Annotated in this window: 21 protein-coding genes; 5 read left to right on the forward strand and 16 right to left on the reverse strand. The window is 67.5% G+C overall.

Features of this window, described 5'->3' with window-relative positions; all coding sequences use genetic code 11:
• Nucleotides 1-107 precede the first annotated feature (107 nt).
• The 13 genes from FB600_RS17995 to FB600_RS18050 form a co-directional block, all read right to left on the reverse strand.
• Nucleotides 108-1,373 carry a YeaH/YhbH family protein gene (locus tag FB600_RS17995; protein WP_013697887.1) on the reverse strand — a complete coding sequence of 422 codons (1,266 nt, stop codon included), beginning with the start codon at nucleotides 1,371-1,373 and terminating at the stop codon, nucleotides 108-110.
• 114 nt (nucleotides 1,374-1,487) lie between these two features.
• Nucleotides 1,488-3,410, reverse strand: coding sequence for a PrkA family serine protein kinase (locus FB600_RS18000; RefSeq protein ID WP_013697886.1), 1,923 nt, complete (start codon nucleotides 3,408-3,410; stop codon nucleotides 1,488-1,490).
• A gap of 499 nt (nucleotides 3,411-3,909) precedes the next feature.
• Nucleotides 3,910-4,284 (reverse strand): hypothetical protein, encoded by a 375-nt coding sequence (locus tag FB600_RS37265; protein ID WP_145757208.1) that lies wholly within the window; start codon nucleotides 4,282-4,284, stop codon nucleotides 3,910-3,912.
• A 23-nt stretch (nucleotides 4,285-4,307) separates the two neighbouring features.
• A complete protein-coding gene (gene rbsK, locus FB600_RS18005; RefSeq protein ID WP_096749004.1) occupies nucleotides 4,308-5,249 on the reverse strand; it encodes a ribokinase in 942 nt (313 codons plus the stop codon).
• A complete protein-coding gene (locus FB600_RS18010) occupies nucleotides 5,246-6,295 on the reverse strand; it encodes a LacI family DNA-binding transcriptional regulator (RefSeq protein WP_036051707.1) in 1,050 nt (349 codons plus the stop codon). Before FB600_RS18010 ends, rbsK begins: the two co-directional genes overlap by 4 nt.
• A gap of 22 nt (nucleotides 6,296-6,317) precedes the next feature.
• Nucleotides 6,318-7,349: an ABC transporter permease gene (locus FB600_RS18015; protein ID WP_096749005.1), complete on the reverse strand. Its 1,032-nt coding sequence runs from the start codon at nucleotides 7,347-7,349 to the stop codon at nucleotides 6,318-6,320.
• Nucleotides 7,346-8,953, reverse strand: coding sequence for a sugar ABC transporter ATP-binding protein (locus FB600_RS18020; protein WP_096749006.1), 1,608 nt, complete (start codon nucleotides 8,951-8,953; stop codon nucleotides 7,346-7,348). Before FB600_RS18020 ends, FB600_RS18015 begins: the two co-directional genes overlap by 4 nt.
• A 9-nt stretch (nucleotides 8,954-8,962) precedes the next feature.
• On the reverse strand, nucleotides 8,963-9,919 hold the full coding sequence (locus FB600_RS18025) for a sugar ABC transporter substrate-binding protein (protein ID WP_096749007.1): 957 nt from the start codon (nucleotides 9,917-9,919) through the stop codon (nucleotides 8,963-8,965).
• A 413-nt stretch (nucleotides 9,920-10,332) separates the two neighbouring features.
• Nucleotides 10,333-11,262: a CysB family HTH-type transcriptional regulator gene (locus FB600_RS18030; RefSeq protein ID WP_013697880.1), complete on the reverse strand. Its 930-nt coding sequence runs from the start codon at nucleotides 11,260-11,262 to the stop codon at nucleotides 10,333-10,335.
• 55 nt (nucleotides 11,263-11,317) lie between these two features.
• A complete protein-coding gene (locus FB600_RS18035; protein ID WP_145757207.1) occupies nucleotides 11,318-12,379 on the reverse strand; it encodes a sulfate/molybdate ABC transporter ATP-binding protein in 1,062 nt (353 codons plus the stop codon).
• A 13-nt stretch (nucleotides 12,380-12,392) separates the two neighbouring features.
• The gene (cysW, locus tag FB600_RS18040) at nucleotides 12,393-13,313 is read right to left on the reverse strand and encodes a sulfate ABC transporter permease subunit CysW (RefSeq protein ID WP_036051710.1); all 921 of its coding nucleotides are present in this window, start codon (nucleotides 13,311-13,313) and stop codon (nucleotides 12,393-12,395) included.
• Nucleotides 13,310-14,206 (reverse strand): sulfate ABC transporter permease subunit CysT, encoded by an 897-nt coding sequence (cysT, locus tag FB600_RS18045; protein ID WP_013697877.1) that lies wholly within the window; start codon nucleotides 14,204-14,206, stop codon nucleotides 13,310-13,312. Before cysT ends, cysW begins: the two co-directional genes overlap by 4 nt.
• A 217-nt stretch (nucleotides 14,207-14,423) precedes the next feature.
• Nucleotides 14,424-15,458, reverse strand: a complete 1,035-nt coding sequence (locus FB600_RS18050) for a sulfate ABC transporter substrate-binding protein (protein WP_181164022.1) — start codon at nucleotides 15,456-15,458, stop codon at nucleotides 14,424-14,426.
• 270 nt (nucleotides 15,459-15,728) lie between these two features.
• Between FB600_RS18050 and lexA the strand changes: the two genes are divergently transcribed.
• The 3 genes from lexA (at nucleotide 15,729) to FB600_RS18070 (ending at nucleotide 17,533) form a co-directional block, all read left to right on the forward strand.
• The gene (gene lexA / locus FB600_RS18060; RefSeq protein ID WP_013697875.1) at nucleotides 15,729-16,373 is read left to right on the forward strand and encodes a transcriptional repressor LexA; all 645 of its coding nucleotides are present in this window, start codon (nucleotides 15,729-15,731) and stop codon (nucleotides 16,371-16,373) included.
• A gap of 129 nt (nucleotides 16,374-16,502) precedes the next feature.
• Nucleotides 16,503-16,838 (forward strand): hypothetical protein, encoded by a 336-nt coding sequence (locus FB600_RS18065; RefSeq protein ID WP_036053484.1) that lies wholly within the window; start codon nucleotides 16,503-16,505, stop codon nucleotides 16,836-16,838.
• Between the two features lie 38 nt (nucleotides 16,839-16,876).
• A complete protein-coding gene (locus FB600_RS18070) occupies nucleotides 16,877-17,533 on the forward strand; it encodes a DUF2939 domain-containing protein (protein ID WP_096749011.1) in 657 nt (218 codons plus the stop codon).
• 126 nt (nucleotides 17,534-17,659) lie between these two features.
• On the opposite strand, the gene FB600_RS18075 is transcribed toward FB600_RS18070, so the two are convergent.
• Entirely contained in the window at nucleotides 17,660-18,163 is a 504-nt protein-coding gene (locus tag FB600_RS18075; protein WP_096750602.1) for a universal stress protein, read from the reverse strand.
• Nucleotides 18,164-18,373: 210 nt separating this feature from the next.
• On the opposite strand from FB600_RS18075, the gene nodI reads away from it, so the two are divergent.
• Nucleotides 18,374-19,288 (forward strand): nodulation factor ABC transporter ATP-binding protein NodI, encoded by a 915-nt coding sequence (gene nodI / locus FB600_RS18080; RefSeq protein ID WP_181164021.1) that lies wholly within the window; start codon nucleotides 18,374-18,376, stop codon nucleotides 19,286-19,288.
• A 7-nt stretch (nucleotides 19,289-19,295) separates the two neighbouring features.
• Complete coding sequence (locus FB600_RS18085) at nucleotides 19,296-20,132, forward strand: ABC transporter permease (protein ID WP_145757206.1); 837 nt, start codon at nucleotides 19,296-19,298, stop codon at nucleotides 20,130-20,132.
• 65 nt (nucleotides 20,133-20,197) lie between these two features.
• Here FB600_RS18085 and FB600_RS18090 read toward each other — a convergent pair whose 3' ends face one another.
• Together FB600_RS18090 and FB600_RS18095 are read right to left on the reverse strand one after the other, a co-directional pair.
• Nucleotides 20,198-20,620, reverse strand: a complete 423-nt coding sequence (locus tag FB600_RS18090; protein ID WP_047837046.1) for a hypothetical protein — start codon at nucleotides 20,618-20,620, stop codon at nucleotides 20,198-20,200.
• Between the two features lie 115 nt (nucleotides 20,621-20,735).
• Nucleotides 20,736-21,797: a permease gene (locus FB600_RS18095; RefSeq protein WP_145757205.1), complete on the reverse strand. Its 1,062-nt coding sequence runs from the start codon at nucleotides 21,795-21,797 to the stop codon at nucleotides 20,736-20,738.
• Nucleotides 21,798-21,841 lie beyond the last annotated feature (44 nt).

Below are 21,841 nucleotides of genomic sequence, written 5' to 3' on the forward strand. Positions count from 1 at the left end.
GCCGCCGCGTCCGATTCCTCGGGCCGGCGTTCGGGCGCATCGTTGCCCGTGTGGCGCGCCTGGTAACCGCGCGCTTCGTTGTGCAAATGGCGTGTCGTCATACGGCGTTACGTTTCCACATGCTTTTCGAACAGTTCGCGGAACACCGGGTAGATGTCCGCGGCGGACTCGACCTTCTTCATCGCCATATGCGGCTGCGACAGCGCGAGCTGGGCATATTCGAGCCAGAGGTTCTGCTCCTCGGGCGTGACCTGGATATAGGCGAAGTAGCGGGTCTTGGTCAGGATGTCGTTCTCGAGGATCTTGCGGCACTTCGGCGAATCGTCGGTCCAGTTGTCACCGTCCGAGGCCTGCGCACCGTAGATGTTCCACTCGCTGGGCGAATAGCGCTCGTCCATCACCTTGCGCATCAGCTCCAGCGCGCTCGACACCACCGTGCCGCCGCTTTCGGTCGAATGGAAGAAGGTGTCCTCGTCGACTTCCTCGGCGCGCGTGTGGTGGCGGATGAACACCACCTCGATGCGCTCGTAGTTCCGCTTCAGGAACAGGTAGAGCAGGATAAAGAAGCGCTTGGCGAGATCCTTGCGCTGTTCGTCCATCGAGCCCGACACGTCCATCAGGCAGAACATCACGGCCTGGCTCGAGGGTTGCGGCTGCTTCACGCGATTCACGTAGCGCAGGTCGAACGGGTCGATGAAGGGGATACGCCAGATCCGTCCGCGCAGATGATGGATCTGCGCCTCGAGTTCGGCGATCTCGACGCGGCGATCGGCGGTATCTGCCTTCAGCTCCTCGAGCTGCGCCTCCAGCACACGCAGCTCGTTGACGAGCGGCGAGCCGAGCGCGATGCGCCGGCCCAGCGCGCTGCGCAGCGAACGCACCACGTCGATGTTGTTCGGCGTGCCCTCCGCGGCCCAGCCGGCCCGCACGCTCTTCCAGCTCGGCACGGTCAGCAGGTGCGTCTTGACCAGCCGCGGCAGTTCGAGATCGTCGAAGAAATACTGCATGAACTCGTCGCGGCTCAGCTCGAAGACGAAATCGTCCTGCCCTTCGCCCTCGTTGCTGGCCTGGCTGCCGCCACCGCCCGAACCGCCGGGCGGGCGCGGGATCTTGTCGCCGCGGATGTAGTCGGAATTGCCCGGATGCACGTATTCGCGCCGCCCGCCCGACGTGTGACGGAAGGTCGGCTCCGCGATGTCCTTGCGCGGAATGGTGATGCTCTGGGTGCTTTGGATGTCCTTGATGCTACGGTCGCGCACGGCGTCGGACACCGCGCGGCGAATGTAGTTCTTGACGCGACGCAGAAAGCGTTCGCGGTTTGCAATGCTCTTGTTCTTGCCGGCAAGCCTGCGGTCGATGATTTGATGAAGCACTCCCGGTCTCCCGCTCGAAAGTCGATACGCCGGGACGTGCCGCACGATCCGCCGTGCGGCGCGTCGCTCAGGGTGCCCGCGCGCCGCCGGCGCGCGGGCGATGCATCGTGCGTGTCATGAGGACTTGCGCACGCGCAGATACCAGTCGCACAGGAGCCGTACCTGCTTCGGCGTGTAGCCCTTGGCGACCATCCGGTTCACGAAGTCCTCGTGCTTGCGCTGCTCCTCCGCCGATCCCTTGGCGTTGAAGGAGATCACCGGCAGCAACTCCTCGGTGTTCGAGAACATCTTCTTCTCGATCACCACGCGCAGCTTCTCGTAGCTGACCCAGGCCGGGTTCTTGCCGCCGTTGGCCGCGCGCGCCCGCAACACGAAGTTCACGATCTCGTTGCGGTAGTCCTTCGGATTGCTGATGCCGGCCGGTTTCTCGATCTTCTCGAGCTCGGCGTTCAAGGCCGCGCGGTCGAAGCTCTCGCCGGTATCGTGATCGCGGAACTCCTGGTCCTGGATCCAGAAGTCGGCATAGGTCACGTAGCGATCGAAGATGTTCTGGCCATACTCGGAATACGACTCGAGGTAGGCCGTCTGGATCTCCTTGCCGATGAACTCCGCGTAACGCGAGGCCAGCAGGTCCTTCACGAAGGACAGGTACTTCTGCTCGGTTTCCGGCGGGAACTGCTCGCGCTCGATCTGCTGTTCGAGCACGTACATCAGGTGCACCGGATTGGCGGCCACCTCCGAGGTGTCGAAGTTGAACACGCGCGAGAGGATCTTGAAGGCGAAACGCGTGGACACGCCGTTCATGCCTTCGTCGACGCCGCCGTAGTCGCGATACTCCTGGTAGGACTTCGCCTTCGGATCGGTGTCCTTGAGGTTCTCGCCGTCATACACCTGCATCTTCGAGAACAGGCTGGAGTTTTCCGGCTCGTGCAGCCGCGTGAGCGCCGAGAACTGCGCCATCATCTTCAGCGTGCCGGGCGCGCAGACGGCTTCGGCCAGCGAGGAGTTGCGGATCAGCTTCTCGTAGATCTTGATCTCTTCCGACACACGCAGGCAGTACGGCACCTTGACGACGAAGATCCGGTCCAGCAGGGCTTCGTTGTTCTTGTTGTTGCGGAAGGCCTTCCACTCCGACTCGTTCGAGTGGGCGAGGATCACACCGTCGAACGGGATCGCGCCGAAACCCTCGGTGCCCTTGAAGTTGCCTTCCTGGGTGGCGGTCAGCAGCGGATGCAGCACCTTGATGGGTGCCTTGAACATTTCGACGAATTCGAGCAGGCCCTGGTTGGCCAGGCACAGGCCGCCCGAGTAGCTGTAGGCATCGGCATCATCCTGCGCGAACTGTTCGAGCTTGCGGATGTCGACCTTGCCGACCAGGGAGGAGATGTCCTGGTTGTTCTCGTCGCCCGGCTCGGTCTTGGCGATGCCGATCTGGCGAAGGATGGAGGGATAACGGCGCACCACGCGGAACTGGCGGATATCGCCGTTGTACTCGTGCAGGCGCTTGACGGCCCAGGGGCTCAGGATGCTCTTGAGGTAACGACGCGGAATGCCGTACTGCTCTTCCAGGATCGGGCCGTCCTCGTCGTAGTCGAACAGCCCGAGCGGCGATTCGTTGACGGGCGAACCCTTGAGCGAATAGAACGGCACGCGTTCCATCAGTTGCTTCAGGCGCTCGGCGATCGACGACTTGCCGCCGCCCACCGGCCCGAGCAGGTAGAGGATCTGCTTCTTCTCCTCGAGACCTTGCGCTGAGTGGCGGAAGTACGCCACCACCTGCTCGATCACCTCCTCCATCCCGTAGAACTCGCGAAACGCGGGATAGACCTTGATGACCTTGTTCGCGAAGATCCGCGACAGACGCGGGTCGTTTCGCGTATCGACCTGCTCCGGTTCCCCGATGGCTGCCAACATGCGTTCGCCTGCGGTGGCGTACGCCGATGGATCGTTCTTGCAGAGCGCGAGATACTCTTCGAGCGAGAACTCCTCCTCCCGGGTTTTCTCGAAGCGGTTCGCGAAGCTGCTGTAAATATCCATGCTACCTCCTCGCCTGTGTCTGAAGACGATCTTGCCTTCGTGAGATCACGCCGAAGCAGGACCGTTCAATTTCATCCTAAACCCAATTGCTTTTTTTTTCACGAACAAACTTCAGTCGGAACGTTGTTGTTCGACACTCAGAAAAACCCCGCTTGGACGAGGCATTTTGACTGCCATACAATGTTCCTCCCGATCTTCGCAACGTTGCACACGCGCCCTCTCCTGCTGCAACGAATCCGCTCCTGCATCGGACACGTTCCCCCCTGTTTTCCTATACGGCCGAGCCGGCATTTCGGACGACAGAACGATCGCTTTCGTTACAATTTTTTGCGATTCGGCCCGTCGCTGCGTGATCGCGCGATCGATGCGCTGGTCCATCCGCAGATGACGACATCGTCATGCTGCGCCGCGCATCGCGCGCCACCTTCGCGAGATGAGAAAAATCCGTCGTGCGATGCGCGCTTGCCCTCGTTCGCGCATGTGTCTCGAGCACTGCATTTCACATCGTCACGTCACGGGCATGAAGGTGAACAAAGGTGACATCGAAAGCTTGTGTCCTCGTCGCGTATGACGGCGTGCTCGGGTAGGTGACCGGTCGGTGGTCGTCCCGCTTTCCCGAATTCCGGGTTTCCGGATTGCCTCCATCGGCGATGGAATCATTGGCACGCCACGGCGAACGATCGGCTGCCGTCGCGAGCGATTGTCGAACGAGGCGGGACATCCTCATGACGAGGATTCGGGAGATGGCCGGATGCACCCGAAATGGGCATGCATGAAAAACGAAGGCGCGGGATGCGTGTCGGCGATCTGCCCCGATAAATATCGTGGCGACCATGAAAAAATCCGGCACGAGGCCGGATTCGGGAACAGGCATTGTGCCGAGCGATGCGGGCCGCGCTAGCCCTGCACTTCCGCGAAGCTCGGAATCGAGGGCTGGGCGCCCGCGCGCGTCACCGACAGAGCGGCGGCCCGCTGGGCGAAACGGATCGCCGCGTCGGGTGCATCACCCGCCGCCAGCCGTGCCGACAAGCCACCGATGAAGGTATCGCCGGCGGCCGTGGTATCGACCGCCTCGACCTTCGGGGCCGGATAGTGGCGCGCCGTGCCATCGGCCAGCGCGGCGAACGCGCCTTGCGCGCCGAGCGTGACGATCACGTTGCGCGCGCCGGCTTCCCGCAGCTGCCCTGCCGCGGCCTGCGCATCCTCGGGCGTCGCGATGGTCATGCCCGTCAGCGCGGCGGCCTCGAGCTCGTTCGGGATCAGCCAGTCGACCAGCGGCAGCCAGCCGTCCGGCAAGGGACCGAGCACGGGGGCCGGATTGAGCACCACCACGCGGCCATGGCGCCGCCCCGCCTCGAGCGCGGCCTTCACGGCCGGCAGCGGCGTTTCGAGCTGACAGACCAGCACGTCGGCGGCCGCGATCATGGCCTCGTGCCCGGCGATGCCGGCCGGCGTCACCTCGCCGTTGCCGCCCGCCACGATCACGATCGCGTTCTGGCTCGCGTCGTCCACCACGATCAGCGCCACGCCGGTGGCCACGCCCTCGCGGGCGGTCGCCAGCGCGGCGCAATCGATTCCCTCGGCCTCCAGCGCGCCGCGCAGGGCCGCGCCGTTCGCGTCGTCGCCGACGCAGCCGAGCATCGCCACGCGCGCGCCGAGCCGGGCGGCCGCCACGGCCTGGTTGCCGCCCTTGCCGCCCGCCGCCTGCGCATAACCGTGCCCGCTCAGCGTCTCGCCCGGCTTGGGCAGGCGCGGCGCGCGCACGATCAGGTCCATGTTGAGGCTGCCGACCACGGCAACGTTTCCGCGCGCGGAGGTCGAAATCGGCGTACCGCTCATGCCTGCCCTCCACCGGCCGCCGCGGGCACGGCGCCGGACGCGCCGCCATAAGGCGCGGTCGATTCGCGCAGCACCAGGCGCGGCGACACCACGCGGCGACGCTTGGCCGGCGCCGAGGCACCCGCCGAGATCCGCTCGATCAGGGTCTGCGCGGCGATCTCGCCGAGCGCGCGCACCGACTGGCCGACCGTGGAGAGTGCCGGATAGGTGTAGCTCGACATCTCGATGTCGTCGAAGCCGATGATCGAGCAGTCGGTCGGCACGCGCAGCCCGCGCTCGGCGGCCGCGCGCAGCGCGCCGATCCCCATCAGGTCGTTGCCGGCGAAGATCGCGCTCGGATGCAGCGCGTCGATCAGCTCGGCCGCCGCGCGATAGCCGCCCAGGCAGGAGAAGTCGCTTTCGGCGATCGCGCCCGGGATGATGTCGATGCCGCGTTCGGCCATCGCGCGGATGAAGCCGTGCACGCGCATCGCGCTCACCGCCGTGTCGACCGGGCCCGTGATGCAGCCGATCCGCGAATGGCCGAGCTCGATCAGGTGGCGCGTGGCCAGGTAGGCGCCGCGTTCGTGGTCGATCTGCACCAGGTCGGCGGACAGCCCCTCGATATTGCGGTCGACGATCACCAGCGGCTCGCGCGAATCGGCCAGGGTCTGTGCCAGCACCGTGTCCTCGCCGGCCGAGGCGATGATCAGCCCGTCGATGCGCTTTTCCTGCAGCACGCGCAGATAGTTTCGCTGCTTGATGGGATCGTCGTCGGAATTGCAGAAGAACACGCAATAGCCGCGCGCCGCGCATTGGTCCTCGATGCCGCGCGCCAGTTCGGCGAAATACGGGTTGGTGCTGTTGGGCACCACCAGGCCGATGGTGGCCGTCGAGCGCGCCTTCAGGGATCGCGCCACAGCCGACGGGACGTAGTTGAGCTGGACGATCGCCCGCTCCACCTTGGCCCTCACGTCGGCCGACACCGGCCGCGAATTGTTCACCACGTGCGACACCGTCGTGAACGATACGCCGGCCATGGCCGCCACATCCTTGATCGTCGCCATTCTGAATCCCTCTGGTCTGTCTTTAAGTGCGCGTGCGGCGGCTGCGATAGGTGTCGAGCACGACGGCAACGACGATCACGGCCCCGGTAATGATGCGCTTGGTCGGTTCGTTCGCGCCGATCTGCGCCAGCCCCGCGGCCAGCACCGAGATGATCAACACGCCGAAGAAGGTGCTGATCACCGAGCCGCGCCCGCCCATCAGGCTCGTGCCGCCGATCACGACGGCGGCGATGACCTGCAGTTCGAGCCCGACGCCGGCATTCGGATCGGCCGCTTCGAGACGCGAGATCTGGAACAGCGCCGCAAGCCCCGCGAGCGCGCCCATCAACGCAAACACAATGATTTTATACGGACGGGGGTTCACTCCGGCAAGCCTTACCGCCTCTTCGTTGGTACCGATACCAACCAGATAGCGTCCGAACACGGTGCGGGTCAGCACGAACTGGGCCACGATCATCACCAGCACGGCGATCACGAAGGCCGGCGAGATGCCGAACGCGAACGGATTGGAGAGGAAATCGAAGGCGTCGCCGATATAGGCGGTGCGCGAATTGGTGAGCTGGTAGGCCAGGCCGCGCGCGCCTTCCAGCACGCCGAGCGAGACGATGAAGGACGGAATCCGCCAGCCCACCGTGACCGCGCCGGTCAGCATGCCGGTCACGGCCGCCGCGGCGATCCCGAGCAGCGCCGAGGGCAGCGGCCCCCAGTGCCATTTCAGGGCGGCCACGCTGACGAAGGAGGCCGCCAGCGCCAGCACCGAGCCCACCGACAGGTCGATGCCGGCGATGATCAGCACGAAGGTCATGCCGACCGACATCACCACCAGGTCGGGAATCTGGTTGGCGATGGTGCTGAAGGTGTCGTAGGTGAGGAAATGCGAGCTGAGCACCGAGAACAGCGCGATCATCGCGATCAGCGCGCCAGCCAGGCCCAGGTAGTTGGACAGACCCAGGCGCGTGCCGGACAGGCGTTTGGCGGCCGGCGCGGCCGCGTCGGGCGCGGCCGCCGGGGTGGAATCGGCCGTCTCGCGGCCGGGGACGATGGGTTCGTTCATGAAGGAATTCCTGGGGTCGAATCACCCGCCCCGGAGGACGGGCCTGCGGCCGGCAAGGGCCCGGCGCTGGCATCGCGGCGCGAGAAGCCGGCAAAGGCGGCGGCCAGCAGACTGTCCTGGGTCCAGCCGCCGCGCTCGAACACGGCGCTCATGCGCCCCGCCGACATCACGCCGATGCGATCGCAGATCAGCATCAGCTCGCGCAGGTCGCTGGACACCACTACCAGCGCGCGGCCCTCGCGAGCCAGCGCGCCCATCAGCGCATAGATGTCGAACTTGGCGCCGACGTCGATGCCGCGGGTGGGTTCGTCGAACAGCAGCACGGCCATGTCGTGGGCCAGCCAGCGGCCGATCACGACCTTCTGCTGGTTGCCGCCCGAGAGCTCGCCCACCGTCTGCGCCGGGCCGCGCGTGCGGATCCGCATCGCGTCGATCTGGCGCTGCGCGAGCGCGTGCTCGCGCGCGGTGTCGACCACGCCGGCCCGCGAGATGCGGCCGAGCTGGCCGAGCGAGACATTGGCGGCGATCGGCTGCGACAGCAGCAGGCCCTCGCCCTTGCGGTCCTCGGTGATCAGCGCGATGCCCTGGCGCACCGCGTCGGACGGCGACTGGATCTTCACCGGGCGCGGCGGCGTGCCGATCGACACCGTGCCGCGCTCGGCACGGTCGGCGCCGTAGATCAGCCGCAGCAGCTCGGTGCGGCCGGCGCCGATCAGGCCGGAAATGCCGAAGATCTCGCCGGCGCGCACCTCGAAGGAGACGTCGCGCACCACGCTGCCGCGCGTGAGCCCGGCCACCGCCAGGCGAGGCGCGCCGATCCGGCGCTCGCCGAGATCAATGTGCTCGCCCACCTCGCGCCCGGCCATCAGGGCCACCAGCCGCTCGGTCGAGACCTCGCCCATCGGCCCGACATGGACCAGCCGCCCGTCGCGCAGCACGGCCACGCGCTCGGCCACCCGCGCCAGCTCCTCGAGGCGGTGCGAGATGTAGACCAGCGCCACGCCGCGCGCCTTGAGGTGGTCGATCTGCGCGAACAGCAGCTCGACCTCGCGCGCGGTCAGCATCGCGGTGGGTTCGTCGAGGATCAGCACGCGGCAGTCGCCGATCAGGTTGCGCGCGATCTCGACCATCTGCTGGTGGCCGATGCCGAGCGCGCCCACCGGCGTATCGGGATCGATCGCGTCGAGCCCGACGCGCGCCATCGCCTCGCGCGCGTCGGCGCGCAGCCGGCCGCGGTCGATCACGCCGAAGCGGCGCGGCAGGCGGTTGAGGAACAGGTTCTCGGCCACCGTCAGGGTGGGCAGCAGGTTCAGCTCCTGCATCACCATGCGGATCCCGAGCGCTTCCGCCTCGTTGCGGCTGACCGGCGCATAGGCGCCGCCGGCCAGCCGCAAGCTGCCGCCGGTGGGCGTGACCAGCCCGCCGATGATCTTCGACAGGGTGCTCTTGCCCGCGCCGTTCTCGCCCGTGAGGGCCAGCGCCTCGCCCGCGTGCAGCGCGAGCGAGACGCCGGCCAGCACCGGCTCGGCGTAGGTCTTGCCGACGCCCTCGACCTCGAGCACCGGCGCGGCCGGGGATGCCGCGCCGCTGGGAATCGTCGCCATGCGGGTCACTTACTTCTTGACGACCAGGTCGACCGGCGTCTCGACCGTGCCCGACAACTCGGCCTGCTTCTTGTGCTCGGCGATCGCCTTGAGCGCCGTGTCGATGCCGAACACCGCCTGCTTGGCCGCGTACTGGTCGGCCGTGGCGAGCACGCGGCCGTCCTGCAGCATCGGCTTGATCGCGTTGATGTTGTCGTAGCCGACCACGTAGACCTTGCCGGCCTTGCCGGCCGCGCGCACCGCCGAGACCGCGCCGATCGCCATGCTGTCGTTGCCGCACAGCAGCGCCTTCAGGTTCGGGTACTCGTTGAGCATGGCCGAGGCCACCGCGTTGCCCTTGTCGATCTCCCATTCGCCCGACTGCAGCGAGACCACCTTGGCGCCCACCGCCTTCATCGCGTCCTGGAAGCCGGCGGTGCGCTGCTGCGCGTTGGTGGTGGTCGACACGCCCTCGATGATGCCGACCTCGTCGCCGGCCTTCAGCTTCTTGGCGAGGTAGTCGCCGATCTTGCGGGCGCCCTTGCGGTTGTCGGGGCCGACGAAGGGCACGTTGAGGTTCTTCGACTTCAGCACGTCCGGATCGAGCCGGTTGTCGATGTTGATCACGATGATGCCGGCGTCGACGGCCTTCTTGACCACCGGCACCAGCGCCTTCGAATCGGCCGGCGCGAGCACGATCGCGTCGACCTTGGAGACGATCATCTGCTCGACGATGCGGATCTGGTTGGCGGTGTCGGTCTCGTCCTTGATGCCGTTGGTGACCAGGTCGAACATCGCCGGATTGTGCTGCTGGTATTCCTTCGCGCCGTTCTCCATGGTCAGGAAGAACTCGTTGGCGAGCGATTTCATCACCAGCGCGACCTTGGGCTTGTGGGCGGCTTGCGCATGGGCGCCGAGCGGCGCGATGGCAATGGCGGCGCCGGCGAGCGCGGCGGCGAGAACACGGCGGCGAATCTGGAAGTCCATGCGAAATCTCCTCACTGTGTGTGCCCGGTTGCCCCGGGTGTCGTTTTCATGTTGAGCAAACGTTTGCCGTGGTACGTCCGTCAATTCGGAAAAATACGCCCTGAAGCGGCGTGAACGGGAAGCGCAAGCGATTGCCGGCAGTCGATTTCACCCATCTCGCGCGTCCCGTCCGTTTTTGTTCGTACCGGGAAGCGCCAATGCTGTACCGATCGTGCCGATTACGCAACGGGGTTTTTACCGATTCCGGGATTGTGGGGATCTTGCAAGGCAAGCGCAAGACAGGACGTGGCCCGCGCGAGGGATTCGGCCGCGAGGTGGCCCTGGCGAACGGCAGGTGGGCGGCGAGCCGGAACGGCTCGCGCGATGAGCGATGCGAACCCGAGGGCGAGGCGCCGGCGCCCCGCCCTCGCCGCTCAGACGGCGGTTTCCTTCAGTTGCGCGGCGATCTCGGCCTCGGTCAGATGCGGCGCGAACATCTCCAGCAGCCTGTAGGCATAGGAGCGCAGGAAGGCGCCCTTGCGCAGGCCGACCCGCGTCGTGCTGGCCTCGAACAGGTGCTGCGTGTCGAGCGCGACCAGGCCCGAATCGCGCTGCGCGTCGTAGGCCATCGCCGCCACCACGCCGATGCCCATGCCGAGCTCGACATAGGTCTTGATCACGTCGGCGTCGATCGCGGTCAGCACCACGTCGGGCACCGCGCCCACCTTGGCGAAGGCCTGGTCGATATGCGAGCGGCCGGTGAAGTCCTGGTCGTAGGTGATGATCGGGTACTCGGCGATCTCCTCGGGCGTGAGGTTGGCGCGGCCGACCAGCGGGTGGTCCTTCGGCACCACCACCACGTGGTGCCAGGAATAGCACGGGAAGGTCACGATGTCGGGATAGCGGTCCAGCGCCTCGGTCGAGATGCCGATGTCGGCCTCGCCGCTGAGGATCATCTGCGCGATCTGCTGCGGGCTGCCCTGGCGCAGCGCCAGGTGCACCTTGGGGAACACGTCGGTGAACTGGCGGATCACCTTGGGCAGCGCGTAGCGCGCCTGCGTGTGGGTGGTCGCCACCACCAGGTGGCCGCTGTCCTGGTCGGCGTACTGGCGCGCCACGCGACGCAGGTTCTCGGCGTCCAGCAGCATCCGCTCGATCAGCTGGTGCACCGCCTTGCCGGGCTCGGTGAGGCCGGTCAGGCGCTTGCCGCGACGGATGAAGATGTCGACGCCCAGCTCGTCCTCGAGATCCTTGATCTGCTTCGAGACGCCCGACTGCGACGTGTAGAGCACGTTCGCGACTTCCGTCAGGTTCATGTTCTGGCGTACCGCTTCCCGGACGAAGCGCAATTGCTGGAAATTCATGGGTCAGCCTCTCAGGGGCGTTGTCGTTATCGATGAGGAAGGATGCGACGGCACGTCAGCGCGCCGGGAACACGCGCGCGCTGCGGGCCACCGCGGTGGCGCCGTCGCCCACGCCGAGCGCCAGCGCGCGCCAGGTTTCGCGATCGAGCTCGGCTTCCAGCAGCGCGCCGCCGGCGCGCGGCGCGAGCTCGATGCGCACCGAACCGCCCAGCGGCACCACCCGTCGCACGTCGACGGCGATGCCGTCCGAGCGCGCGTCGGTGTGCGCCACCACCTGCAGGTCGTGCGGGCGCACATAGGCGTGCGCGCGGCCGGAGAAATCGGCGGCCACCGCGATCGGCCCGCTCGCGCCGTCGGCCACGAAACCATCGCCGTGCACCACGCCGTCGAGCCGGTTGGCCGCGCCGAGGAACTCGTAGACGAAGGCGCTTTGCGGATGGTCGTACACGTCCTGCGGGCTGCCGACCTGCTCCACGTGGCCCCGGTTCAGCACCACGATGCGGTCGGCCACTTCCAGGGCTTCCTCCTGGTCGTGGGTGACGAAGATGGTCGAGATGTGCAGGTCGTCGTGCAGGCGGCGCAGCCAGCTGCGCAGCTCCTTGCGCACCTTGGCGTCGAGCGCGCCGAACGGCTCGTCGAGCAGCAGCACCTTGGGCTCGACCGCCAGCGCGCGGGCCAGCGCGATGCGCTGGCGCTGGCCGCCCGAGAGCTCGGACGGATAACGCGGCGCGAGCCAGTCGAGCTGGACCAGCTTGAGCAGCTCGTGCACCTTCTCGCGGATCACGGCTTCCGGGGGCCGCTCGCCGCGCGGCTTGACGCGCAGGCCGAAGGCGACGTTCTCGAACACCGTCATATGGCGGAACAGCGCGTAGTGCTGGAACACGAAGCCGACCTGGCGCTCGCGCGCGCCCACGTAGGCCACGTCCTGCCCCTGCAGCACGACCTGGCCCGCGTCGGCGTGTTCCAGGCCGGCGATCACGCGCAGCAGGGTGGTCTTGCCGCAGCCGGAAGGCCCCAGCAGCGCGACCAGCTCGCCGGGCGGGAAATCGAGAGAAACATCGTCGAGCGCCGTGAAGTCGCCGAATTGCTTGTGCAGATTGCGAACGGTGATACCCATCTGGTGTGCCTCTTCAGGAATGCGAGGCGGCGCTGGCGCGCGCGTCCGCGAGTTCGGCCGACATCCGGCGTTCGGCGAGCAGCTTCAGCGCGAGCGTCACCAGCGCGAGCAGGGCCAGCACCGATGCCACCGCGAAGGCGGCCGAAAAGTTGTATTCGTTGTAGAGAATCTCGACGTGCAGCGGCATGGTGTCGGTCTGGCCGCGGATATGGCCGGACACCACCGATACCGCGCCGAACTCGCCCATCGCACGCGCATTGCAGAGGATCACGCCGTACAGCAGGCCCCAGCGCACGTTGGGCAGGGTCACGCGGCGGAAGATCTGCCAGCCCGAGGCGCCCAGCACCCGCGCGGCCTCCTCCTCGTCGTTGCCCTGCGCCTGCATCAGCGGAATCAGCTCGCGCGCGACGAACGGGAAGGTCACGAAGATGGTCGCCAGCACGATGCCGGGCACGGCGAAGATGATCTGCACGTCGTGCGCTTCCAGCCAGGGGCCGAGCCAGCCCTGCGCGCCGAACAGCAGCACGTAGACCAGGCCCGAGATCACCGGCGAGACCGAGAACGGCAGGTCGATCAGGGTGGTCAGGAGCGCCTTGCCGCGGAACTCGAACTTGGCGATCGCCCAGGAGGCGCAGACCCCGAACACCAGGTTCAGCGGCACCGCGATGGCGGCCACCGTGACGGTCAGCACGATCGCCGACCAGGCGTCCGGATCGGCCAGCGACTCGAAATAGAAGCCGATGCCCTTGGCCAGCGCCTGCGCGAACACGGCCGCGAGCGGCACCACCAGGAAGCCGGCCAGGAACAGCAGCGCGATGCCGGTCAGCACCCAGCGCGTGAGGCGCGATTCGGCCACCGGATCCTGGCGACGCGCGGCCCTGGCGCGCGGCGCGGCGGCGGCCGGCAGCGCGGAACTGCTCGATTCGCGGCTCATTGCGCACCTCCGGCCACGGCACCCGCGGCGGCGACGGCCGGCGCCGGGCCGCTCGCGCCGCGGCTGGTACGGCGCTGCAGCAGCCACTGCAGGGTATTGATCAGCAGCAGCATCAGGAAGGACACCACCAGCATCACCACCGCCAGCGCGGTGGCGCCGGCGTAGTCGTACTGCTCGAGCTTGGTGATGATCAGCAGCGAGGTGATCTCGGACTTCATCGGCACGTTGCCGGCGATGAAGATCACCGAGCCGTATTCGCCCAGCGCGCGCGCGAAGGCCAGCGCGAAGCCGGTCAGCAGCGCCGGGAACACGGCCGGCAGCACCACGCGGCGGAACGTCAGCCAGCGCGAGGCGCCCAGGCAGGCGGCGGCCTCCTCCTGCTCGCGCTCGAAATCCTCGAGCACGGGCTGCACGGTGCGCACCACGAAGGGCAGGCCGATGAAGGTCAGCGCCACCAGCACGCCCAGCGGCGTGAACGCCACCTTGATGCCGAGCGGCGCGAGATACTGGCCGAGCCAGCCGTTCTGCGCGTAGACGGCGGCCAGCGAGATGCCGGCCACCGAGGTCGGCAGCGCGAACGGCAGGTCGACGATCGCGTCGACCAGGCGCTTGAGCGGAAACCGGTAGCGCACCAGCACCCAGGCGACCAGGAAGCCGAACACGGCATTGATCACGGCGCCGCCGAGCGCGGACAGGAAGGTCAGCCGGTAGGAGGCCAGCACGCGCGCCGAGGTGGTGGCGGCCACGAACTGGTCCCAGCTCAGCGTCGCCGTCTTCAGGAAGGTGGCGGCGAGCGGGATCAGCACCACGAGGCTCAGATAGGCCACCGTGATGCCGAGCGTCACGCCGAAGCCGGGCAGCGCGCTCGGCTTGCGGAAGGTGTACGTCGTCATGCGAAATGCGCTTCCTTGGTTGACATGGGATGCGCGGCCGCCGGAAGAATCCGGCCGGCCGCGCGTTCGATCGTCGTTATGTCGGGCCGCGCGTGCCGGTTGCGGGCCGCGCGGCCTCGATATTGCCGTCCTGCCTTTGCGTCTTTCCGATTTCCGCGGCCGGGCGGTTCACCGTTCAGCGGCACGCCGCCCGCCGCTCAAGCCACGTGCGCAGCGCTTACTGCGGCTTGTAGATCGAATCGAACACACCGCCGTCGGCAAAGTGCGTCTTCTGCGCGTTGGTCCAGCCGCCGAAGGTGTCGTCCACCGTGTAGAGCTTGAGCTTCGGGAACTGCCTGGTCAGCTCGGCCGGCACGTCCTTCGAGCGCGGACGGTAGTAGTTGCGCGCGGCGATCTCCTGGCCTTCCTTGCTGTAGAGGAAGTTCAGGTAGGCCTCGGCCAGCTTGCGGTCGCCCTTCTTGTCCACCACCTTGTCGACCACCGCCACCGGCGGCTCGGCCAGGATGCTGACCGAGGGCACCACGATCTGGAACTTGTCCGGGCCGAATTCCTTCAGCGACAGGAAGGCCTCGTTCTCCCAGGCGATCAGCACGTCGCCGATGTCACGCTGCACGAAGCTGGTGGTCGCGCCGCGCGCGCCCGAATCGAGCACGCCGGCGTTCTTGTAGAGCTTGGAGACGAAATCCTTGGCGCTCTGCTCGTTGCCGCCCGGCTTGTGCAGCGCATAGGCCCAGGCCGCCAGGTAGTTCCAGCGCGCGCCGCCCGAGGTCTTCGGGTTCGGCGTGACGATCGACACGCCCGGCTTGATCAGGTCGTCCCAGTCCTTGATGCCCTTCGGATTGCCCTTGCGCACCAGGAACACGATGGTCGAGGTATAGGGCGAGGCGTTGTCGGGCAGGCGCTTCTGCCAGTCCTTGGCGACCAGGCCCTTGTTGGCCAGCGCGTCGATGTCCCAGGCCAGCGCGAGCGTGACCACGTCGGCCTGCAGCCCGTCGAGCACCGAGCGCGCCTGCGCGCCCGAGCCGCCGTGCGACTGCTTGAAGTTGACGGTCTCGCCGGTCTTGGCCTTCCATTCCTTGCCGAAGGCCTGGTTGACGTCCTGGTACAGCTCGCGGGTCGGATCGTAGGAGACGTTCAGCAGCGTGGTGTCCGCCAGTGCGTGCGTGGCGGCGCCCAGCGCCACCGCGCCGAATGCCAGTGTTGCGACCAGACGGCGGACGCCGCCAGCCGGCCCCGTGTTGCGCTTGACCATCCGATGATCTCCAAAGGTTCGTGGGTCGTTATTAGCAATGTCGGGCCAGTCTAGCGAACGGCTTTCATCATTAAAAATAATCGTTCTTCATTTTTTAAGAAGCAAAAGTGGTAAAGACCGCCCGGCGGACGGTTGAGGCATCGAAACCGCCGCTATGACGTCGCTCGATCGCGTCGGAACCGACGTCATAGCGACGAACTTCAAGTAACGCTTGAAATTCCCGAACCACTGTATAAAAATACAGATCACTGTCTATCCATACAGTTGACCATGACCAAACTCACCGCACGCCAGCAGCAAGTGTTCGACTTGATTCGTCGCGCGATCGAGCGCTCGGGCTTCCCGCCCACCCGCGCGGAAATCGCGGCCGAGCTGGGCTTCAGCTCGCCGAACGCGGCCGAGGAACACCTGCGGGCGCTGGCCCGCAAGGGCGTGATCGAGCTCGCCGCCGGCGCCTCGCGCGGCATCCGCCTGCTCGGCGACGACGCCCCGCACCAGCTCACGCTGCCGCACGCGGCGCTGATGCAGCTCTCGCTGCCGCTGGTCGGCCGCGTCGCGGCAGGTAGCCCGATCCTCGCGCAAGAGCACATCTCCCAGAACTACACCTGCGATCCCGCGCTGTTCTCCAGCAAGCCCGATTACCTCTTGAAGGTGCGCGGGCTGTCGATGCGCGACGCCGGCATCCTCGACGGCGACCTGCTCGCCGTGCAGAAGCGCAGCGAGGCCAAGGACGGCCAGATCATCGTCGCGCGGCTCGGCGACGACGTCACCGTCAAGCGCCTCAAGCGTCACTCCTCCGGCATCGAACTGATCGCCGAGAACCCCGATTACGAAAACATCTTCGTGAAGGCCGGCAGCGCCGAGTTCGCGCTGGAAGGCATCGCCGTCGGCCTGATCCGCTCCGGCGAATTCTGATACCGGGCGCTGCGGCGCCATCCGTCCTGCTGGTGCGCCGCGCGCGCACTGGCCGAGTATTGCCTGCGCGTTGTGTTGCGCATCGTCCTGTGCTTTGCCTTGTTTCCTCCGCTCGACCTGGAGAACGCCATGGAACGCCTCGCCCGCCTGCTGCCCTTCCGTCAATTCGGCCGCCTGCGTCACCTGCGGGGGCGCATGCCCTGCGCACCGCTCGGCAGCGCCGCGCCCGACGCCGTCGCGCCGGCGCCGGCCGCCGCGGTGGCGGAGCAGGCCTCGCTGCTGCCCTCTGCCCTGCCGGCCTTCGCGCGCGTCTCGCTCAACGCGGGGCTGCATCATGCGGAACCGGCACGGCGCGCGCCGGTGCGCGTCTACCACGGGCCGTCGCGCCTGATCATGGTGGGCACGATCGATGCGGTGTGCCGCATGATCGATCGCTGCATCGCCGAGGAACGTTCGGCCGTCTGATACGTCTCTAGCTAGAGTCCGTATCCCATGGAGGCCTGGTGCCCCTCTCCCCCTCCCGCGGCGGCCGGTTCAAGCCGCTCCTCCTGGTCGCCCTCGCGCTGCTGGTGCTGGCGACGATCGTTTATGCCTATGCCTCGCCCTATCTCGCGCTGCGCGAGCTGAAACAGGCCGTCGACACGCGCGACGCCGAGGCGATCAGCCGCCATGTCGACTACCCGGCCCTGCGCGTGAGCCTCAAGCAGCAGTTGACCGAGGAGTTGATGCGGCGCATCGACCTGCAGCGGCACAATAATCCGCTGGCGATGCTGGGCGCGATGATCGGCTCGGCGCTGATCGGGCCACTGGTCGATGCCTATGCGACGCCCGAAGGCGTGGCCGCGCTGCTCAGCGGTCTGCCGCCCAAGGCCGATCCGGGCGAGCATCCGCCCTCCCTCGACCAGCCCGCGCCCACGGCCGCCGCGCCTGCCGGCCAGGGCAGCGCGCCGCCGGCCGCGCCGAGCCCGGCAGCACCGGCACCCACCAGCGGTAGCAACGCGGGCAAGCCCGCGGCGCCGCAGGCGAGCGCGGCCTATAACGGGATCGACGAATTCGTCGTCGTGTATCGGAAGGATGTCGATGGCGCGCGCTACGCGGCGATCTTCCGGCGCAGCGGGCTGTTCGGATGGAAGCTCAGCGCGATCGATCTGCATCGCTGAGCATGTCGCGCCGGCTGGCGCGACGAGACGAGACGGGGAAGTGAATCATGGCGTTCATGCCGGTTGCCTCAACCGGCAAGGCGCCGTTCCGGGCGGCGCCGGCCGCCCGTCCACCGAAACCCTGATCTATGCCGCGCCGCTGCCGGCGAGAGCCGCTTCGCGCTCCCTGGCCCGCTCCTCGCGCTGCTCGTCAGACGAGGAGCAGGCCACCAGGATGCTGCAGGACACGCGGTCGAGCAGTTGCGTGTTGCCCGCGCCCATCCACCAGCGCGACAGGCCGCTGCGGCAGCGGTGGCCGACCACCACCAGATCGACATTCAAGGCCTTCGCGAGGTTCGCGATCTCCTCGATCGGATAACCGAAGGCGAAATGGCCTTGCGCCTGCACGCCGCGTTCGGTCAGCCAGTCCACCCCTTCCTGCAGGATCTCGCGCGCCGTCTCCTCGAAGCGGCCACAGGCGACGTCGGTCAGCAGGCCCGCGCTTTGCGCGATGGTCGAGCGCATGTCGACCACCGACAACAGGTGTGTCTCGGCCTTCAGCTCGAGCGCGAGATCCGCGCCGCAGCGCAGGGCCTTGCGGCCCTCGAGCGTGCCGTCGTAGCACAGCAGGATTTTCTGGTAACTGGCCATGATCGCCTCCATCGCGACGTCGGGTCGTTGATTCATCATCGTGCGCCGCAATTCAGGATGCAAGGGATGGAAAACACCCACGGGCCATTTTTTTCGTCGATGCCATATCGCGGTGCAGGCTTGCACGATCCGGGCGCCGCCCGGAAGCCGAAATCGGGACTCGATGCACTAGAATGGCCGCTTCGTGTCGACTCTTACGCCGCCCTGCCCATGTCCGTCGCCCCGATCGAATTCCAGCAGGTCAAAAAACATTTCGGCGACAAGCTCGTCGTCGACGGCCTGTCGTTCAACGTGCAGCGCGGCGAGTGCTTCGGCCTGCTCGGGCCGAACGGCGCCGGCAAGACCACCACCTTGCGCATGCTGCTCGGCATCACCTGCCCCGACGCGGGCACGATCCGGCTGTGCGGCGAACCGGTGCCGTCGCGTGCGCGGCATGCGCGGCAACGCGTCGGCGTGGTGCCGCAGTTCGACAATCTCGATCCCGACTTCAGCGTGCGCGAGAACCTGCTGGTGTTCAGCCGTTATTTCGGGCAATCGGCGCGCGAGGCGCGCGCGCTGGTGCCCTCGCTGCTCGAATTCGCCAAGCTCGAGAGCAAGGCCGACGCGAAGGTCGGTGAGCTGTCGGGCGGCATGAAGCGTCGGCTCACGCTGGCGCGCGCGCTGGTCAACGATCCCGACGTGCTGGTGCTCGACGAACCGACCACCGGGCTCGATCCGCAGGCGCGGCACCTGATGTGGGAGCGCCTGCGCTCGCTGCTCGCGCGCGGCAAGACCATCCTGCTGACCACCCATTTCATGGAAGAGGCCGAGCGGCTGTGCGACCGGCTCTGCGTGATCGAGGCCGGGCGCAAGATCGCCGAGGGCGCGCCGCCGGCGCTGATCGAAAGCGAGATCGGCTGCGACGTGGTGGAGATCTACGGCCCCGATCCGCAAGCCTTGCGCGCGGAGCTGGCGTCGCTCGCCTCGCGCGCCGAGATCAGCGGCGAGACGCTGTTCTGCTATGCCGACGACCCGGCGCCGCTGATCCAGGCCCTGCGCGGCCGCGCCGGGCTGCGCTACCTGCACCGGCCCGCCAATCTCGAGGATGTGTTCCTGCGGCTCACCGGCCGCGACATGCAGGATTGAACGATCGATGGATACCCGCCACCACGCCGCCCCCGGCACCCACGCGAACCCGCAACCGGGCTCGCGCTTCGCGATCGCCCTGCCCGCCAATGCCGTCAACTGGATGGCCGTCTGGCGCCGCAACTACCTGGTCTGGAAAAAGCTGGCCTTCGCCTCGATGATCGGCAATCTCGCCGATCCGATGATCTATCTGTTCGGGCTGGGGCTGGGGCTCGGCCTGATGGTCGGCCATGTCGACGGCGTGTCCTACATCGCCTTCCTGGCGGCCGGCACGGTCGGCTCGAGCGTGATGATGTCGGCCAGTTTCGAGGCGATGTATTCGGGATTTTCGCGCATGCACGTGCAGCGCACCTGGGAAGCGATCATGCATACGCCGCTCGCGCTCGGCGACATCGTGCTCGGCGAAATCGTCTGGGCCGCCAGCAAGGCGATGCTGTCGGGCACCGCGATCATGCTGGTGGCGAGCCTGCTCGGTTACGCCGCGTTTCCGTCGCTGCTGGCCGCGCTACCCGTGATCGCGCTCGCGGGGCTCGCGTTCGCGAGCATCGCGATGGTGGTGACGGCGATCGCGCCGTCCTACGACTTCTTCATGTTCTACCAGACGCTGGCGCTCACGCCGATGCTGCTGCTCTCGGGCGTGTTCTTCCCCGTCTCGCAGCTGCCCTCGCTGGCCCGGCATGCCGCGCACGCGCTGCCGCTGGCCAATGCCGTCGACCTGATCCGCCCCGCGATGCTGGGGCGGCCCGCCGAGGACGTCGCCCTGCATGCGAGCGTGCTGGCCGCCTATGCGCTGGGCGGCTTCGTGGTTTCCGCCTGGCTGTTCCGGCGGCGCATGATGCGCTGAACGCCCTGCCCGCCGCCAGGCGCGGCGGCATGGCGGCCGACGCCGGGCACCACCAGCAACGGCGCTCAGGCGTCGTCGTCGCCCCAGGGCATCTCGACGTCGGTCAGGAAAGCCACGGTAGCGATCGGGCCACCCTCGTGGCGGCCGAGCTTGCCGTCGGCGCGATGCCATTCGACGCGGAACATGGTGCCCGGATCGTCGGCCATCAGGTACACCGAGCGCAGTTCCTCCTCGTCCGCTTCCTCGACGGGACCGTCGAACGAGACGCGCATCCGCTGCGGCCACAGGCCATTGGCCGGGTCATAGATGCGCTCGCCCTGCGGGATGTCGATACTGGCCTCGACGCCGATCGTCGAGGAAGCCTCGACGATCATCTTGCCGAGCGCGTTCAGGACGGCCGTCGCGCGCGCGGAATTGGCCTGGCGGATCGCGAGGTCGCCCCGCGTCAATGCCTGTTCGAGTTTCGGGTGAATCTTCTGTTGCTTCATGCGTAATCCTGATTGCTTCGGGGAATGCCGCCGCGAGCTCGCGACGGCGGTCGAATCTTCGTGTTCATGCTGGATGGCGCGATGGCGCAAACCGCCATCGTCACCTGCCGGCCGGTCAGAAACCGAGCGCAACGGCCGCGAATCCGCCCGCGATGCCGAAGGCGACCACCAGCGCCGCGACCAGCAGCAACGTACGTGCCGGGAACGAGCGCCACAGCATCGCCAGCGAGGGCACGCTGACGGGCGGCAGCGTCATCAGCAGCGCCGCGGCCGGGCCGACGCCCACGCCGAGCGCCAGCATCGCCTGCACGATCGGCACCTCGCCGGCGGTCGGGATCACGAACAGCATCCCGGCCAGCGCGAAGGCGACGATCCACAGCACCGCATTGCCGACGTCGGCGCCCACGTGCGGGAACAGCCAGGCGCGCGCCGCACCGAGCAGCAGCACCAGCACGACGTACTCGGGGATCAGGCGCAGCGTCATGCGCGCCAGCAGCTTGATCCAGCGGACGAAGGCATTGCCCTCGGCCTGCTGCCCGGCGGCCAGCCGCGCCAGCGTGGCCTCGTCGACCGGCCGCGCGTCGCCGGCAGCCAGGCGGTTCAGCAGGTAGCCGATGCCGAACACCATCGCCACGCCGAACACGATCCGCAGCGCCGTCCATTGCCAGCCCAGCAAGAAACCCATGAACACCAGCGTGGCCGGGTTCAGCACCGTGTTGCCGAGCCAGAACGCCACCGCGCCGCCCGGCGAGGCCTGGCGCGCGCGCAGGCCGGCCACCACCGGCGCCGCGCAGCAGGTGCACATCATGCCCGGCAGGGACAGCAGGCCGCCCGCCAACACGCTGCCGAAACCGGTACGGCCCAGCAGGCGCGCGATTGCGCGGGCCGGCAGCAGCGCCTGGATCGCCGAGCCGAGCAGCAGGCCCAGCACCATCGCCTGCCAGATCGCCTTGCCGTAGGCCCAGGCATAGTCGAGCGCGGCCTGCCACGAGGGCGAGGGAGCGCTGGCGGCGCTGCCCATCAGGATCGATTGCCCGATCGAATGATGCTCGGCCGCGACGAAGGCGCGGTGGTAATACGGCGACCACTTCACGTAAAAGAGCCCGACGATCGCGATCAGCGCGAACGTCACCCAGCCAAGCGCCGGGGAGGTGGTGGTAGAGCGGTTCGTGTTCATGTACGTCGCGGCGTGCGGATTCGTTGTCGATGGCGGGCTCGCTC

The organism is Burkholderia sp. SJZ089 (assembly GCF_007828315.1).
In the GTDB taxonomy this organism is placed as follows: domain Bacteria; phylum Pseudomonadota; class Gammaproteobacteria; order Burkholderiales; family Burkholderiaceae; genus Burkholderia; species Burkholderia gladioli.

What these genes read in the sequence shown, in the direction of transcription:
- FB600_RS18035 (WP_145757207.1), bottom strand. Translation starts at nt 12,379, where the DNA reads ATGGGTATCACCGTTCGCAATCTGCACAAGCAATTCGGCGACTTCACG.
- cysT (WP_013697877.1), bottom strand. Translation starts at nt 14,206, where the DNA reads ATGACGACGTACACCTTCCGCAAGCCGAGCGCGCTGCCCGGCTTCGGC.
- cysW (WP_036051710.1), bottom strand. Translation starts at nt 13,313, where the DNA reads ATGAGCCGCGAATCGAGCAGTTCCGCGCTGCCGGCCGCCGCCGCGCCG.
- FB600_RS18010 (WP_036051707.1), bottom strand. Translation starts at nt 6,295, where the DNA reads ATGGCGACGATCAAGGATGTGGCGGCCATGGCCGGCGTATCGTTCACG.
- FB600_RS18030 (WP_013697880.1), bottom strand. Translation starts at nt 11,262, where the DNA reads ATGAATTTCCAGCAATTGCGCTTCGTCCGGGAAGCGGTACGCCAGAAC.
- FB600_RS18015 (WP_096749005.1), bottom strand. Translation starts at nt 7,349, where the DNA reads ATGAACGAACCCATCGTCCCCGGCCGCGAGACGGCCGATTCCACCCCG.
- FB600_RS18000 (WP_013697886.1), bottom strand. Translation starts at nt 3,410, where the DNA reads ATGGATATTTACAGCAGCTTCGCGAACCGCTTCGAGAAAACCCGGGAG.
- rbsK (WP_096749004.1), bottom strand. Translation starts at nt 5,249, where the DNA reads ATGAGCGGTACGCCGATTTCGACCTCCGCGCGCGGAAACGTTGCCGTG.
- FB600_RS18095 (WP_145757205.1), bottom strand. Translation starts at nt 21,797, where the DNA reads ATGAACACGAACCGCTCTACCACCACCTCCCCGGCGCTTGGCTGGGTG.
- FB600_RS18085 (WP_145757206.1), top strand. Translation starts at nt 19,296, where the DNA reads ATGGATACCCGCCACCACGCCGCCCCCGGCACCCACGCGAACCCGCAA.
- FB600_RS18075 (WP_096750602.1), bottom strand. Translation starts at nt 18,163, where the DNA reads ATGGCCAGTTACCAGAAAATCCTGCTGTGCTACGACGGCACGCTCGAG.
- FB600_RS18050 (WP_181164022.1), bottom strand. Translation starts at nt 15,458, where the DNA reads ATGGTCAAGCGCAACACGGGGCCGGCTGGCGGCGTCCGCCGTCTGGTC.
- FB600_RS18090 (WP_047837046.1), bottom strand. Translation starts at nt 20,620, where the DNA reads ATGAAGCAACAGAAGATTCACCCGAAACTCGAACAGGCATTGACGCGG.
- FB600_RS18020 (WP_096749006.1), bottom strand. Translation starts at nt 8,953, where the DNA reads ATGGCGACGATTCCCAGCGGCGCGGCATCCCCGGCCGCGCCGGTGCTC.
- lexA (WP_013697875.1), top strand. Translation starts at nt 15,729, where the DNA reads ATGACCAAACTCACCGCACGCCAGCAGCAAGTGTTCGACTTGATTCGT.
- FB600_RS37265 (WP_145757208.1), bottom strand. Translation starts at nt 4,284, where the DNA reads ATGCCTGTTCCCGAATCCGGCCTCGTGCCGGATTTTTTCATGGTCGCC.
- FB600_RS18065 (WP_036053484.1), top strand. Translation starts at nt 16,503, where the DNA reads ATGGAACGCCTCGCCCGCCTGCTGCCCTTCCGTCAATTCGGCCGCCTG.
- FB600_RS18025 (WP_096749007.1), bottom strand. Translation starts at nt 9,919, where the DNA reads ATGGACTTCCAGATTCGCCGCCGTGTTCTCGCCGCCGCGCTCGCCGGC.
- nodI (WP_181164021.1), top strand. Translation starts at nt 18,374, where the DNA reads ATGTCCGTCGCCCCGATCGAATTCCAGCAGGTCAAAAAACATTTCGGC.